15 protein-coding genes are annotated in these 14,716 nt (G+C 64.9%); all 15 read left to right on the plus strand.

Annotated features, from left to right (window positions below; all coding sequences use genetic code 11):
• Positions 1–80: 80 nt before the first annotated feature.
• The 15 genes from GGD90_RS16435 to atpD all read left to right on the plus strand — a co-directional run bounded on the left by GGD90_RS16435 (position 81) and on the right by atpD (position 14,683).
• Positions 81–1,118 carry a branched-chain amino acid ABC transporter permease gene (locus GGD90_RS16435; RefSeq protein WP_153117793.1) on the plus strand — a complete coding sequence of 346 codons (1,038 nt, stop codon included), beginning with the start codon at positions 81–83 and terminating at the stop codon, positions 1,116–1,118.
• Between the two features lie 19 nt (positions 1,119–1,137).
• Positions 1,138–2,943 carry a branched-chain amino acid ABC transporter ATP-binding protein/permease gene (locus GGD90_RS16440; protein WP_153117794.1) on the plus strand — a complete coding sequence of 602 codons (1,806 nt, stop codon included), beginning with the start codon at positions 1,138–1,140 and terminating at the stop codon, positions 2,941–2,943.
• A 5-nt stretch (positions 2,944–2,948) separates the two neighbouring features.
• On the plus strand, positions 2,949–3,695 hold the full coding sequence (locus GGD90_RS16445) for an ABC transporter ATP-binding protein (RefSeq protein ID WP_153117796.1): 747 nt from the start codon (positions 2,949–2,951) through the stop codon (positions 3,693–3,695).
• 144 nt (positions 3,696–3,839) lie between these two features.
• Positions 3,840–5,735 carry a tRNA uridine-5-carboxymethylaminomethyl(34) synthesis enzyme MnmG gene (gene mnmG / locus GGD90_RS16450; RefSeq protein ID WP_153117799.1) on the plus strand — a complete coding sequence of 632 codons (1,896 nt, stop codon included), beginning with the start codon at positions 3,840–3,842 and terminating at the stop codon, positions 5,733–5,735.
• A gap of 8 nt (positions 5,736–5,743) precedes the next feature.
• On the plus strand, positions 5,744–6,406 hold the full coding sequence (gene rsmG, locus GGD90_RS16455; RefSeq protein WP_153117801.1) for a 16S rRNA (guanine(527)-N(7))-methyltransferase RsmG: 663 nt from the start codon (positions 5,744–5,746) through the stop codon (positions 6,404–6,406).
• Position 6,407: 1 nt separating this feature from the next.
• Positions 6,408–7,220, plus strand: a complete 813-nt coding sequence (locus GGD90_RS16460) for a ParA family protein (protein ID WP_322741736.1) — start codon at positions 6,408–6,410, stop codon at positions 7,218–7,220.
• Positions 7,217–8,068 carry a ParB/RepB/Spo0J family partition protein gene (locus GGD90_RS16465; RefSeq protein ID WP_153117806.1) on the plus strand — a complete coding sequence of 284 codons (852 nt, stop codon included), beginning with the start codon at positions 7,217–7,219 and terminating at the stop codon, positions 8,066–8,068. Before GGD90_RS16460 ends, GGD90_RS16465 begins: the two co-directional genes overlap by 4 nt.
• 150 nt (positions 8,069–8,218) lie before the next feature.
• On the plus strand, positions 8,219–8,584 hold the full coding sequence (locus GGD90_RS16470; protein ID WP_153117808.1) for an ATP synthase subunit I: 366 nt from the start codon (positions 8,219–8,221) through the stop codon (positions 8,582–8,584).
• Between the two features lie 4 nt (positions 8,585–8,588).
• Positions 8,589–9,452, plus strand: coding sequence for a F0F1 ATP synthase subunit A (gene atpB, locus GGD90_RS16475; protein WP_153117810.1), 864 nt, complete (start codon positions 8,589–8,591; stop codon positions 9,450–9,452).
• Between the two features lie 45 nt (positions 9,453–9,497).
• Positions 9,498–9,737, plus strand: coding sequence for a F0F1 ATP synthase subunit C (gene atpE, locus GGD90_RS16480; RefSeq protein ID WP_153117812.1), 240 nt, complete (start codon positions 9,498–9,500; stop codon positions 9,735–9,737).
• A 41-nt stretch (positions 9,738–9,778) separates the two neighbouring features.
• Positions 9,779–10,249 carry a F0F1 ATP synthase subunit B gene (locus GGD90_RS16485; RefSeq protein ID WP_153117814.1) on the plus strand — a complete coding sequence of 157 codons (471 nt, stop codon included), beginning with the start codon at positions 9,779–9,781 and terminating at the stop codon, positions 10,247–10,249.
• Positions 10,250–10,252: 3 nt separating this feature from the next.
• Positions 10,253–10,789, plus strand: coding sequence for a F0F1 ATP synthase subunit delta (locus GGD90_RS16490; protein ID WP_153117816.1), 537 nt, complete (start codon positions 10,253–10,255; stop codon positions 10,787–10,789).
• Between the two features lie 9 nt (positions 10,790–10,798).
• On the plus strand, positions 10,799–12,340 hold the full coding sequence (gene atpA, locus GGD90_RS16495) for a F0F1 ATP synthase subunit alpha (RefSeq protein ID WP_153117818.1): 1,542 nt from the start codon (positions 10,799–10,801) through the stop codon (positions 12,338–12,340).
• Between the two features lie 17 nt (positions 12,341–12,357).
• On the plus strand, positions 12,358–13,221 hold the full coding sequence (atpG, locus tag GGD90_RS16500) for a F0F1 ATP synthase subunit gamma (RefSeq protein ID WP_153117820.1): 864 nt from the start codon (positions 12,358–12,360) through the stop codon (positions 13,219–13,221).
• A gap of 37 nt (positions 13,222–13,258) precedes the next feature.
• Positions 13,259–14,683: a F0F1 ATP synthase subunit beta gene (gene atpD / locus GGD90_RS16505; RefSeq protein WP_153117822.1), complete on the plus strand. Its 1,425-nt coding sequence runs from the start codon at positions 13,259–13,261 to the stop codon at positions 14,681–14,683.
• The last annotated feature ends 33 nt before the right edge of the window (positions 14,684–14,716 follow it).

A 14,716-nucleotide genomic window follows, 5' to 3' on the forward strand; every position in this document is an offset into this window, starting at 1 on the left:
CCTTCTACGCTGATGCACTTGTCCGCTAGAACGAAGCTTCGCCAGCCGGCATCAAGCGCGACCGCGGAGCGGCAGCGCTGATGGATCTGCAGATCGCCCTGCTGCTTGGCCAGGATGGGATCACCAACGGTGCCATCTATGCACTGCTGTCGCTGGCGCTCGTCCTGGTGTTCACGGTGACGCGCGTGATCTTCATCCCGCAGGGCGAGTTCGTCGCTTTTGGCGCGCTGACGCTGGCCAGCCTGCAAGCCGGCAAACTGCCCGGTACGCTGTGGTTGCTGATCGCACTGGCGATTGCCGCTGCTGCCGTCGATATCGTCTGCGCGTTGCGGGACGGCCAGGCGCAGCGCATCCCGAAGGTTCTGGCGGTGAACTGTGCCCTGCCGGCGGCGCTGGCGGCTCTGCTCAGCATCGTTCCCGCCGCCTCACTGCCGCTGGCACTGCAGGTGGTGCTGACGCTGGCGCTGGTCGTACCGCTCGGGCCGCTGCTCTATCGCCTAGTCTTCCAGCCGATCGCCGAAGCTTCGGTGCTGGTGCTGCTGATCGTCTCGGTGTCGGTGCATGTCACGCTTTCGGGGCTCGCGCTCTACTTCTTCGGTGCCGAGGGCTCGCGCACGCCGGCCTTCACCGACGCCACTTTCGAGATCGGCGACGCGCTGATCCAGGGGCAGACGCTGCTCGTCGTCTGCGCCAGCTTCACGCTGATCGCCGCGCTCTATTTCTTCTTCGAGCGCACGCTGTGGGGCAAGGCCTTGCGCGCGACGGCGATGAACCGCACCGGCGCGCGCCTGATGGGTATTTCGGCAACCTCCGCCGGCAAGCTGTCGTTTTCGCTGGCGGCGTTGATCGGCGCCTTTTCCGGCGTGCTCATCTCGCCGATCACCACCATCTACTACGATTCGGGCTTCCTGATCGGCCTCAAGGGCTTCGTCGGCGCCATCTTCGGCGGCATGGCGAGCTATCCGCTGGCCGCCGCCGGCGCCATCCTGGTCGGCCTGCTCGAGTCGTATTCGTCTTTCTGGGCCAGCGCCTACAAGGAAGTGATCGTGTTTACGCTGATCATTCCGGTGCTCGTCTGGCGTTCGCTGACGACGCGTCACACTGAGGAAGAAGAGTGATGCGGCAAGGAGTCCAGCGATGAGCGAACCGCGCTCGCTGCAGATCAGGCTGTCACCGGCACAGCGTCGCGCGCTGCCCTTGCTGGCGCTCGCCGCGCTGCTGGTGGCACCGCTGACGCTGCCGGAATTCACCGTCACCCTGCTCAACTACATCGGCCTCTACGCCATCGTCGCGCTCGGGCTGGTGCTGCTCACCGGCGTCGGCGGCCTGACCTCGTTTGGTCAGGCGGCATTCGTCGGTCTCGGCGCCTACACCACCGCCTACCTGACGACGGTGCATGGCGTCTCGCCCTGGCTGACGCTGCCGGCGGGGCTGGCGATCACCGCGGCGGTGGCGCTGGGGCTCGGCTTCATCACCCTGCGCCTCTCCGGACACTATCTGCCGCTCGGCACCATCGCCTGGGGAATCAGCCTCTACTACCTGTTCGGCAACGTCGAATTCCTCGGCGGCCATACCGGCGTTTCCGGCATTCCGAGCCTGTCGCTGTTCGGCTGGGAGCTGAAGAGCGGACGCGAGTTTTATTACCTGATCTGGCTGGTTCTGCTGCTGGTGGTGCTGGCGACGCGCAACCTGCTCGATTCGCGCTCCGGGCGGTCGATCCGCGCGCTCAAGGGTGGCGCGCTGATGGCCGAAGCGATGGGCGTCGACACGCCGCGCGCCAAGATCGTCATCTTCACCATCGCCGCACTCTACGCCTGCATGTCGGGCTGGCTTTACGCGCACTTGCAGCGCTTCGTCAATCCGACGCCGTTCTCGCTGACGCAGGGCATCGAATACCTGTTCATGGCGGTCATCGGCGGGGTCGCCCACGTCTGGGGCGCGCTGCTCGGCGCCGGGCTGATCACCATCCTCAAGCAGTGGCTGCAGGACTGGTTGCCGCAACTGCTCGGCCAGAGCGGCAACTTCGAGATCATCGTCTTCGGGCTGATGATGATCTTCATCCTGCACCGCTCGCGCGACGGCCTGTGGCCGATCGTGCTGCGCTTCGTGCCGCCGGCGCCGCCCTCGGCACCGGCGACCATCGCCGACGGCGAGCCCTTGCCGCGGCGTGTGCTGGCCGAGAGCGGCAGCGTGCTGCTGGAAGTGCGCGACGCGACCAAGCGCTTCGGCGGTCTCGTCGCCAACAACTGCATGAACCTCGATGTGCGTGCCGGCGAAGTGATGGCGCTGATCGGCCCGAACGGCGCCGGCAAGAGCACGCTGTTCAACGGCATTTCCGGCGTCGATCCGGTCACTTCCGGCGAGATCGTTTTTCGCGGCGAGCGCGTCGATCGTCTGCCCTCGCGCGAGATCGCGCGCCGCGGCATGAGCCGCACTTTCCAGCACGTACGCCTGCTGTCGACGATGAGCGTGCTCGAGAACGTCGCCATCGGCGCGCACCTGCGCGGCGAAAAGGGCTACCTGCACGCGGCGCTGCACCTCGAACGCGACGAGGAAGCGCGTCTGCTCGCCGAGGCGGCACGCCAGATCGAGCGCTGCGGCCTCGGCGAACACCTGAACGACACCGCCGGCAGCCTGCCGCTCGGCAAGCAGCGCATCGTCGAGATCGCCCGTGCGCTGGCCGCCGATCCCTGCCTGCTGCTGCTCGACGAGCCCGCCGCCGGTCTGCGCTACTTCGAGAAGCAGGCGCTCGCCGAACTGCTGCGCCGGCTGCGTGACGAAGGTATCGGCATCCTGCTGGTCGAGCACGACATGGACTTCGTGATGGGGCTGGCCGACCGCGTGGTGGTCATGGAATTCGGCGAGAAGCTCGCCGAAGGCCTGCCCGAGGATGTGCAGCGCGATCCGAAGGTGCTCGAAGCCTATCTCGGCGGTGTGGAGTGACGGACATGCAGGCAGGCGACAAGCCCACCATTCTCGAGGTCAGCGATCTTTCCGTCAGCTACGGCAAGGTCGAGGCGCTGCATGGCATCGCGCTGAAGATCCGTGCCGGCGAGATCGTCACCGTCATCGGCCCCAACGGCGCCGGCAAGACGACGTTGCTGTCGGCGCTGATGGGGCTGTTGCCGGCGCGCGGCGACATCGTCTATCTCGGCCAGCGTCAGGGCGCCGAGCGCGAAGTCGAATCGCTGGTGCGTCAGGGAATGACGCTGGTGCCCGAGAAACGCGAGCTGTTCGGCGAGATGAGCGTCGAGGACAACCTGCTGCTCGGCGCTTTCGACCGCTACCGCGCCGGCCAGCGCGACCACGCCGAAACCATGGCACAGGTGTTCGACACCTTCCCGCGTCTGCGCGAGCGGCGCACGCAGCTGGCCGGAACGCTTTCCGGCGGTGAGCGGCAGATGCTGGCAATGGGCCGCGCGCTGATGGCGCGACCGAAGCTGCTGATGCTCGACGAACCGAGCCTCGGGCTGGCACCGCTGATCATCAAGGAAATCTTCCGCATCGTCGCCGAGCTGAAGAAGACCGGCGTCTCGATCCTGCTCGTCGAGCAGAACGCGCGCGCCGCGCTGGCCGTCGCCGATTACGGCTACGTGCTTGAAACCGGCGAGGTCTCGCTGGAAGGTCCGAGCGGCGAACTGGCCAACGATCCGCGCGTGATCGAGAGCTACCTCGGTCTCGGCGGCCGCCACTAGCCGGGCGGCGGCGGCCTCGACCGCCAGCGCCGGCTTGCCACGCCTGCTTTTCCCTGCCCGTCGGGCCGGGATGAATCCTGTTATTTTTCAGCCGCATGCCGTAGAATCACGCTCCTTTCCGCTGGTCTCCCGCGCCTTTCTCCCATGCAGTATCCCGAACGTTTTGACGTGATTGTCGTCGGTGGCGGCCATGCCGGCACCGAGGCGGCGCTGGCCAGCGCGCGCATCGGTGCGCGCACGCTGCTGCTCACGCACAACCTGGAAACGCTCGGCGCGATGAGCTGCAATCCGTCGATCGGCGGCATCGGCAAGGGCCATCTGGTGCGCGAGGTCGATGCGCTCGGCGGCGCCATGGCCGCGGCCACCGACGAAGCCGGCATCCAGTTCCGCACGCTCAATTCGAGCAAGGGCCCGGCGGTACGTGCGACGCGTGCGCAGGCCGACCGCGTGCTCTACCGCGCCGCCATCCGCCGCCGCCTGGAAAACCAGCCGAACCTGACGCTGTTTGCCGACGCCGCCGACGACCTGATCGTCGCTGGCGGCCGCGTCGGCGGTGTCGTCACCGCGCTCGGTCTGCGCTTTGTCGCGCAGACGGTGGTGCTCACCGCCGGCACCTTCCTCAACGGGCGCATCCACGTCGGTCTGTCGCAAGCGGCCGGTGGCCGCATGGGCGATCCGCCGGCGACGACACTGGCGCTGCGCCTGCGCGAACTGGCGCTGCCGGCCGGGCGGCTGAAAACCGGAACGCCGCCGCGCCTCGACGGCAAGACCATCGACTACGCGCAGATGCTCGAGCAGCATTCGGACGATCCGCAGCCGGTGTTCTCCTTCCTCGGCCATGTCAGCCAGCATCCGCGCCAGCTGCCGTGCTGGGTGACGGCAACCAACGCGCAGACGCACGACATCATCCGCGCCAACCTCGACCGCTCGCCGCTCTACGCCGGCATCATCGAGGGCATCGGACCGCGTTACTGCCCGTCGATCGAGGACAAGATCCACCGCTTTGCCGGCAAGGACAGCCACAACGTCTTCCTTGAGCCGGAAGGCCTGCAGACGCACGAAATCTACCCGAACGGGATTTCCACCAGCCTGCCCTTCGACGTGCAGCTGGCGGTCGTGCGCTCGATCCGCGGCCTCGAGAACTGCCACATCCTGCGTCCGGGCTACGCTATCGAGTACGACTTCTTCGATCCGCGCGGACTGCGCGACACGCTCGAGACGCGCGCGCTCGGCGGCCTCTATTTCGCCGGCCAGATCAACGGTACCACCGGCTACGAGGAAGCCGCGGCGCAGGGCCTGCTCGCCGGCGCCAACGCCGCGCTGGCGGCGCTCGGGCGTGAGGGTTGGTCGCCGCGCCGCGACGAGGCCTACCTCGGCGTGCTGGTCGACGACCTGATCACGCGCGGCGTTTCCGAGCCTTACCGCATGTTCACCAGCCGTGCCGAGTATCGCCTGTCGCTGCGCGAGGACAACGCCGACCTGCGCCTGACCGAGCACGGGCGGCGTCTCGGTCTGGTCGATGACGCGCGCTGGGCGGCTTTCTGCGCCAAGCGCGAGGCGATCGAGCGCGAGGCGGCGCGCCTGAAGGCGGCGTGGGTGCAGCCGGCGCGCGTCGATGCCGCGGCGGCGACGGCGCTGTTCGGCAAGCCGCTTGAACGCGAATACAACCTCTACGAGCTGCTGCGCCGTCCCGACATCGATTACGCCCGGCTGATGCAGCTGCCGGTCGAAGGGCTTGAGGTCGATGCCGGCCTGAGCGATGCGCAAGTGATCGAGCAGGTCGACATCCAGGCCAAGTATCGGGGCTACATCGACCGGCAAAGCGAGGAAGTCGGCCAGCGCGCGCAGCACGATGCGCTGCGCCTGCCCGAAGGACTCGATTTTTCCAGCGTCGCCGGCCTGTCGCGCGAAGTCTGCCAGCGCCTCGCCGCAGCGCAGCCGCGCACCCTCGGCGAAGCGGCGCGCCTGCAGGGAATCACGCCGGCGGCGATCAGCATGCTGCTGGTGCATGTCAAACGTCACGGCGCTGCCGCCGCCTGAGCCGCACCATGCCGAAAGCCAGACAGACTCCCGCCGAGCAGCTCGCCCAGGGCCTCGTCGCGCTCGGCATCGAACTTGCGCCCGCGGCGCAGCAGACGCTGCTCGCCTACGCGGCGCTGCTCGACAAGTGGAACCGCGCTTTCAACCTGACCGCGCTGCGCGATCCGGAAAAGGCGGTCAGCCATCACCTGCTCGACTCGCTGGCGATCCTGCCGCATCTGCTCGGTGCTACGCTGCTCGACGTCGGCAGCGGCGGTGGCCTGCCCGGTATCCCGCTGGCGATCGCGCGTCCGGGACTGGCGGTGACGCTGCTCGACAGCAATTCGAAGAAAACTGCTTTCCTGCGTCAGGCAGCGATCGAACTCGGGCTGGCCAATGTCAGCGTGCATTGCGGCCGCATCGAGGACTTTCGCCCGGCGCAACCCTTCGCGGCGATCGTTTCGCGCGCCTTTGCCGAGCTTGCCGATTTCGTGCGCCCGACGCGCGCGCTGCTGGCGCCCGACGGCGGCTGGCTGGCGATGAAGGGACTGATTCCGCACGAGGAGATTGCCCGTCTGCCCGAAGGCGTCGTCGTCAGCAGCGTGACGCCGCTGGCGGTGCCGGGCGTCGATGGCGAACGCCATTTGCTGCTGCTCAAGGATACCGGCGCGACGCGACCGGAAGGGGTTTGAGGTGACGACAAGCACGACGAAAGCGGTGCCGCCAGCGCGGATCCTGGCCGTCACCAACCAGAAAGGCGGCGTCGGCAAGACGACGACCGCGGTCAATCTGTCGGCCTGCCTCGCCGCGCTCGAGCAGCGCGTGCTGATGATCGACCTCGACCCGCAGGGCAACGCCACCACCGGTTGCGGCGTTTTCAAGCGCGAGGCCTTGCCGACCGTCTACCAGATCCTGATCGGTCGCTCGACGCTGGCCGAGGCGCGCATCCGCACCGAGTTCGGCTTCGACATCCTGCCCGCCAACCGCGAACTCGCCGGTGCCGAGGTCGAACTGATTGACATGGAGCGGCGCGAGTACCGCTTGCGCGAAGCGCTCGCCGCCGCCGCCGGCGATTACGACTACGTGCTGATGGACTGTCCGCCGGCGCTCAACCTGCTGACGGTCAATGGGCTCGCCGCCGCCGAAGCGGTGATGATCCCGATGCAGTGCGAGTACTACGCGCTGGAGGGTCTCACCGACCTCGTCGCCACACTCAAGAAAGTGCGCGCCAACCTCAATCCGCGGCTGGAGATCGAAGGCCTGCTGCGCACCATGTACGATCCGCGCTCGACGCTGACGCAGCAGGTATCAAGCGAGCTCGAAAGTCATTTCGGCGAGAAGGTCTACCGCAGCATCATTCCGCGCAACGTGCGCCTGGCCGAAGCGCCGTCCTACGGCAAGCCGGTGTTCGCTTTCGACCGCAACTCGCGTGGTGCGCAGGCTTATCTGGCGCTGGCGCAGGAAATGCTCGACCGTCGCGCCGCCAACAAGGAAAAGAAGGCATGAAACTCAAGGGACTTGGCCGCGGGCTCGATGCCTTGCTCGCCGGCGACGCTGCCGACCGTCGCGAAGAACAACGCAGTCTGCCGGTGACGCGCCTGTCGCCGGGTCGCTACCAGCCGCGCACGCGCATGGACGCGGCCTCGCTCGAAGAGCTGGCCGCGTCGATCCGCGCGCAGGGGCTGATGCAGCCGATTCTGGTGCGGCCGCTGCTCGGCGAGCCGGGCGAGGAGCGCTTCGAGATCATCGCCGGCGAACGCCGCTGGCGTGCGGCGCAGATGGCCGGCCTGGCCGAGGTGCCGACGCTGGTGCGCGACATCCCCGACGAAGCGGCGATGGCGATGGCGCTGATCGAGAACATCCAGCGCGAGGATCTCAATCCGCTCGAAGAAGCGCAGGGCCTGCAGCGTCTGGTCGACGAGTTCGGCATGACGCACCAGCAGGCCGCGGACGCAGTTGGCCGTTCGCGCCCGACGGCATCGAACCTGCTGCGTCTGCTGCAACTGGCGCCGCCGGTGCAGGAACTGCTGATGGACGGCGCTATCGACATGGGGCATGCGCGCGCGCTGCTGCCGCTGGCTGGCGCCCTGCAGGTGCAGATCGCGCAGCGCACTGCCGCCAAGGGCCTGTCGGTGCGCGAGGTCGAGCGCCTGGCGCAGCGTGCGTTGAAACCCGTGAAATCGGCCGCCGAAGCGCGCCCCGACCGCGACCTGCTGCGGCTGCAGGAAGAACTTGCCGATGTACTGGGCGCGCGCGTCGAAATCCGCGCCAATCGCAAGGGGGCCGGCCGCGTGCAGATCGACTTCGGCGACCTCGACCAGCTCGAAGGCATCATCGAACGCCTGCGTCGCTAGCCAGATCCTGCCAGTTATGGTTTGACTCTTATATATGAGTCTGCTACCGTGCGCCTCGCTGACGAGTGGCGCGAGCGCTTTCGCCTTGATTCCTATAGATGAGTGACTTACAATGCTGCGGGTTTTTTGCGGTTGCTGGCGCTCCTGAGAATGGATGTCGTCCAGCGGGTTCTGGGAGCGCAGCTGTTGGTCGCCGTGGCCGGTGCCGGTGCAGTCTGGGTTTTCCTCGGAAAGGCCGCTTCCGTAGCGGTGGCATACGGATGTGTTTGCGCCTTGGCCAACGCCGCCCTCCTCTTTGTCAGGATGCGCAGCGACTGGCGGCGGCAGGGTGATGATGCGCGTCGGCACCTGCGCTTTTTTTTCCGCTCATCGTTTGAGCGTTTCGCAGTGGTGGTTTCGCTGCTTGTTGTCGGTCTGGTAGGTCTGGGATTTTCCCCCCTTCATGTGATCGCAGGTTTTGTTGCAGGTCAGGCGGTATTCCTGGCCGCGTCGATCGGTATTCACGAACGCGAGTAAAGCGATGTCCAGCGAAGCGATTTCCTCTACGGAATACATCAAGCACCACCTGCAGAACCTGACGTACGGTCGGCTTCACGACGGTACGCTCGGTTTTGCGCACACGCCGGAAGAGGCCAAGGAAATGGGCTTCTGGGCGCTCAACGTCGATAGCTTCCTCGTTGCGCTGGTACTCGGTGCGCTGTTTCTGTTCGTCTTTGCGCGCGTCGCGCGCAGCGCCACCACCGGTGTGCCGAGTGGTCTGCAGAATTTTGTCGAGTGGATCCTTGAGTTCATCGACACCAGCGTGCGTGGTTCCTTCTCGGCGCGTAATCCGCTGGTCGCGCCGATTGCGCTGACCTTGTTTGCGTGGATTTTCCTGATGAACCTGATGGACCTGTTGCCCATCGACTTCATCCCGCTGATCGCGCAGGCCATGGGTGTTCATTACTTCAAGGTTGTGCCGACCACCGATCCGAATGTCACCTTCGGCATGTCGATCGTCGTTTTCGGCTTGATCCTCTACTACAGTCTGAAGGTTAAGGGCGCTGGCGGTTTCTTCGCCGAGCTGGCATTCCAGCCGTTGCCAAAGGCGGCAATGCCGTTCAACCTGGTGCTCGAAGGCGTCAATCTGATCGCCAAGCCGGTTTCGCTGGCGCTGCGGTTGTTCGGCAACATGTACGCCGGTGAAATGATCTTCATCCTGATCGCACTGATGGGCGCCACCTGGGCTTCGGCCAGTATCGGCAGCGCCGTCATGTTCGGTTCGCAGATACTCCTGTCGCTTGGCTGGGGCATCTTCCACATCCTGATCATCACGCTGCAGGCGTTCATCTTCATGACCCTGACCGTGGTGTATCTCGACATGGCTCATCAAGAGCATCACTAATCCCTTTTCGTTTTACCTTTACTTGGTCCTTACTGGAGATTTTCGATGGAACTCGTCAAACCCCTGATGTTCATTGCCGCCGCTCTGATGATGGGTCTGGGCGCGCTGGGCGCTTCGGTCGGCATCGGCATTCTGGGCGGTCGCTTCCTGGAAGGCGCTGCGCGTCAACCGGAAATGATCCCGATGCTGCGCACGCAGTTCTTCATCGTGATGGGTCTGGTCGATGCGGTGCCGATGATCGCTGTCGGTCTCGCTCTGTACGTCCTCTTCGCCGTCGCCGGTTAAGCCGTCTAGTTGCGGAACCGCTATAGACGAAAGGTTCGTCCATGAACATCAATGCAACCCTGATTGCCCAGGCCATCATGTTTGGCCTGTTCGTCTGGTTCTGCATGCGCTTTGTCTGGCCGCCGATCACGGCGGCACTCGCCGCGCGGCAGAAGCAGATTGCCGACGGGCTCGCCTCGGGTGAGCGCGGCCGGCACGAGCTGGAGCTGGCGGCCAAGCGGTCGTCGGAAGTGCTGCACGAAGCCAAGCAGCGCGCCGCCGAAATCGTCGCCCAGGCTGAAAAGCGTGGTATCGCGGTGATCGAGGAGGCCAAGGAACAGGCCAAGGTCGAAGGCAATCGCATCATCACCGGTGCGCGTGCCGAGATCGAGCAGGAAGTCAGCCGTGCCAAGGAGCAGCTGCGCGAGAACGTCGCCAAGCTGGCCGTTGCCGGTGCCGAGCAGATCCTGCGCCGCGAAGTCGATGCCAAGGCACACGCCGACATCCTGGCTTCGCTCAAGGGCGGTCTCTAAGCCATGGCAGAACTCGTCACCATCGCGCGCCCGTACGCCGAGGCGGTTTTCCGCCTGGCGCGGGAAGGCAAGGCGCTGACGGCGTGGTCCGAGCGTTTGTCCCTGCTCGCGGCGATCAGCGCCGACGAGCAGGTGCGCAGCCGCCTCGACGATCCCGAACTGTCGGCGACGCAGAAAGCGGCGCTGATTTCCTCGCTGGCCGGCGCACCGTCCGGTGGCGACGAGACGAATCTGATCAGCGTCCTCGCCGAGAACGGCCGTCTTGTCCTGCTGCCCGAAATCGCCACCCTGTTCGCGGCGCTGAAAGGCGCTGAGGAGGGGGTCAAGGAGGCGACCATTCACAGCGCCTTCCCGCTCGACGACGCGCAACTCGCCACTTTGCTGGGCGATCTTGAAGCGCGTTTCAGTAGCCGGCTCAAGGCCGAAGTGGTCGTCGATCAGTCCCTGATCGGCGGCGTCAAGATCGTCGTTGGCGACCAGGTGCTCGATGCTTCCGTGCGCGGCAAGCTCGAAGCCCTCGGGTCTGCGCTCAAGAATTAGGAGAACTCCATGCAGCAGTTGAATCCTTCCGAAATCAGCGAACTGATCAAGACGAAGATCCAGAATCTTCAGGTCGGCGCTGATCTGCGCACGCAGGGCACGGTCGTTTCCGTGACCGACGGCATCTGCCGCGTGCATGGCCTCACCGACGTCATGCAGGGTGAAATGCTCGAATTCCCGGGCAACACCTTCGGCATGGCGCTGAATCTCGAGCGCGACTCCGTCGGCGCCGTCATTCTCGGTGAGTACGAACACATTTCCGAAGGCGACACGGTCAAGACGACCGGCCGCATTCTCGAAGTGCCGGTCGGCCCCGAACTGATCGGCCGCGTCGTCAATTCGCTCGGCCAGCCGATCGATGGCAAGGGCCCGCTCGGCAACAAGCTGACCGACAAGATCGAAAAGGTTGCGCCGGGCGTGATCTGGCGCAAGTCGGTGACGCAGCCGGTGCAGACCGGTCTGAAGTCGGTCGACTCGATGGTTCCGGTTGGCCGCGGCCAGCGCGAACTGATCATCGGCGACCGTCAGACCGGCAAGACCGCGGTGGCGATCGACACGATCATCAACCAGAAGGGTCAGAACATGACCTGTATCTACGTTGCCGTCGGTCAGAAAGCCTCGACCATCGCCAACGTGGTGCGCAAGCTCGAAGAGAACGGCGCGATGGAATACACCATCGTCGTCGCCGCTTCGGCCTCCGAATCCGCTGCCCTGCAATACATCGCGCCGTACTCCGGCTGCACGATGGGCGAATACTTCCGCGACCGCGGCCAGGACGCGCTGATCATTTATGATGATCTGACCAAGCAGGCCTGGGCCTACCGTCAGGTCTCGCTGCTGCTGCGCCGTCCGCCGGGCCGCGAAGCCTACCCGGGCGACGTCTTCTACCTGCACTCGCGTCTGCTCGAGCGCGCTGCGCGCGTTTCCGAAGAATGGGTCGAGCGCTTCACCAACGGTGAGGTGAAGGGCAAGACCGGCTCGCTGACCGCGCTGCCGATCATCGAAACGCAGGCCGGCGACGTTTCCGCCTTCGTTCCGACCAACGTCATCTCGATTACCGACGGCCAGATCTTCCTGGAAACCGACCTGTTCAACGCCGGTATCCGCCCCGCCATCAACGCCGGTATCTCGGTGTCGCGCGTCGGTGGTGCGGCGCAGACCAAGGTCATCAAGAAGCTCGGTGGCGGTGTCCGTCTGGCGCTGGCGCAGTACCGCGAACTCGCGGCCTTCGCCCAGTTCGCCTCCGACCTCGACGAAGCGACGCGCAAGCAGCTCGAACGCGGCCGCATGGTGACCGAACTGATGAAGCAGGCACAGTACGCGCCGCTGTCGGTCGCCGAAATGACGATCACGCTGCTGGCGGTCAACAAGGGCTTCTTCGACAAGGTCGAAGTGAAGAAGGCGCTCGATGTCGAACGTCAGATTCATGCCTACGTCAGACAGAATCATGCCGACCTGATCGCCAAGATCGAGACGACCAAGGATCTTGACGCCGACGCAGAGCAGAAGCTCACCAAGGCGATCGAGGAGTTCACGGCCACTCTGGCCTGATCGATCGGGAGAGCGCCATGCCTAGCGGCAAGGAAATTCGTAACAAGATCAAGAGCGTAGAGAATACGCGCAAGATCACCAAGGCCATGGAGATGGTGGCCGCATCCAAAATGCGCAAGGCGCAGGACCGGATGCGTGCTGCCCGTCCCTACGGCGAAAAGATCCGGCGTGTCGCCGGCCATCTGTCACATGCCTTGTCCGAGTACCACCATCCTTTCCTCGCGCCGCGCGCGACGGTGAAAAACCTCGGCCTGATCTGCGTCACCTCCGACAAGGGTCTTTGCGGCGGCCTCAACTCCAACGTCCTGCGGCTGGCTTTGCACCGCATGAAGGAGTGGGACGAGGCGGGTCAGGGCCTGCAAGTGACCGCCATCGGCAACAAGGGGCTCGGCTTCATGCAGCGCGCCGGTGCCAGGGTGGTTTCGCACGTGATCGGTCTCGGTGACCGTCCGCAGCTCGAAAAGCTGATCGGCCCGGTCAAGGTTCAGCTTGACGCCTACATCAAGGGCGAGATCGACGTCCTCTACATCGCCTACACGCGCTTCATCAACACGATGAAGCAGGAGCCGGTGATCGAGCAGTTGCTGCCGCTGTCCGGTGAACTCGTCGGCCAGGGCGACAACAAGTGGGACTACATCTACGAGCCGGATGCCAAGGCGGTGGTTGACGATCTGCTGGTCCGCTACGTTGAAGCGCTGATCTATCAGGGCGTTGCCGAGAACATGGCGTCGGAACAGAGCGCGCGGATGGTGGCGATGAAGTCGGCCTCGGACAATGCCAAGAACGTCATCGGCGAACTCAAGCTGGTGTACAACAAGGCTCGCCAGGCAGCGATCACCAAGGAACTCTCGGAAATTGTCGGCGGCGCCGCAGCGGTCTGACCGCGCGGACACAAGTTTATTGATTGGGGAAACGACGATGAGTCAAGGAAGAATTGTTCAGTGCATCGGCGCCGTGGTGGACATCCAGTTCCCGCGCGACGCGATGCCCAAGGTATACGACGCGCTGCTGCTCGATCTGAGCGAAGAATCGGAGATGTCCGAGCGCGGATTGACCTTCGAGGTGCAGCAGCAGCTCGGCGACGGCATCGTGCGTACGATCGCCATGGGTTCGTCGGACGGCCTGCGCCGCGGCATGAAGGTTAACAACACCGGCGCCGGTATTTCGGTACCGGTTGGCCCCGCTACGCTCGGTCGCATCATGGACGTGCTCGGCCGCCCGATCGACGAAGCCGGTCCGATCGCTACCGAAGAGCGCCGCGAGATTCACCAGAAGGCACCGCGTTTCGACGAACTGTCACCGTCGGTTGACCTGCTCGAAACGGGCATCAAGGTTATCGACCTCGTCTGCCCGTTCGCCAAGGGCGGCAAGGTCGGCCTGTTCGGCGGCGCCGGCGTCGGCAAGACCGTCAACATGCTCGAGCTGATCAACAACATCGCCAAGGAACACGCCGGTCTTTCCGTGTTCGCCGGCGTTGGCGAGCGTACCCGCGAAGGCAACGACTTCTATCACGAAATGTCGGACGCTGGCGTCATCAAGCTCGACAACCTGCCCGAATCGAAGGTGGCGATGGTCTTCGGTCAGATGAACGAGCCGCCGGGTAACCGTCTGCGCGTCGCGCTGTCCGGTCTGACCATGGCCGAGCGTTTCCGCGACGAAGGCCGCGACATCCTCTTCTTCGTCGATAACATCTACCGTTACACGCTGGCCGGTACAGAAGTCTCGGCGCTGCTCGGCCGGATGCCGTCCGCGGTCGGCTACCAGCCGACGCTGGCCGAAGAAATGGGCCGTCTGCAGGAGCGGATCACCTCGACCAAGGTCGGCTCGATCACCTCGATCCAGGCCGTCTACGTTCCCGCGGATGACTTGACCGACCCGTCGCCGGCAACGACCTTCCTGCACTTGGACTCGACCGTCGTTCTCTCGCGTGACATCGCCGCACTGGGTATCTACCCGGCCGTCGATCCGCTCGACTCGACCTCGCGCCAGCTCGACCCGCAAGTTGTCGGCGAAGAGCACTACAACTGCGCGCGTGCCGTTCAGGCCACGCTGCAGCGCTACAAGGAACTGCGCGACATCATCGCTATTCTCGGCATGGACGAACTGTCGCCGGAAGACAAGCTGGCCGTTGCGCGTGCGCGGAAGATCCAGCGCTTCCTGTCGCAGCCTTTCCACGTCGCCGAAGTGTTCACCGGTGCACCGGGCAAGTACGTTTCGCTGAAGGATACGATCAAGGGCTTCCAGATGATCGTCAATGGCGAATGCGACGCGCTGCCCGAGCAGGCCTTCTACATGGTCGGCAGCATCGAAGAAGCTTTCGAAAAGGCGAAGACGCTGCAGTAAGCCGGCGCGAACAGCGCCACGTGCCGGCCCTGG

It is taken from the genome of Rhodocyclus tenuis (assembly GCF_014197755.1).
In the GTDB taxonomy this organism is placed as follows: Bacteria; Pseudomonadota; Gammaproteobacteria; order Burkholderiales; family Rhodocyclaceae; genus Rhodocyclus; species Rhodocyclus tenuis.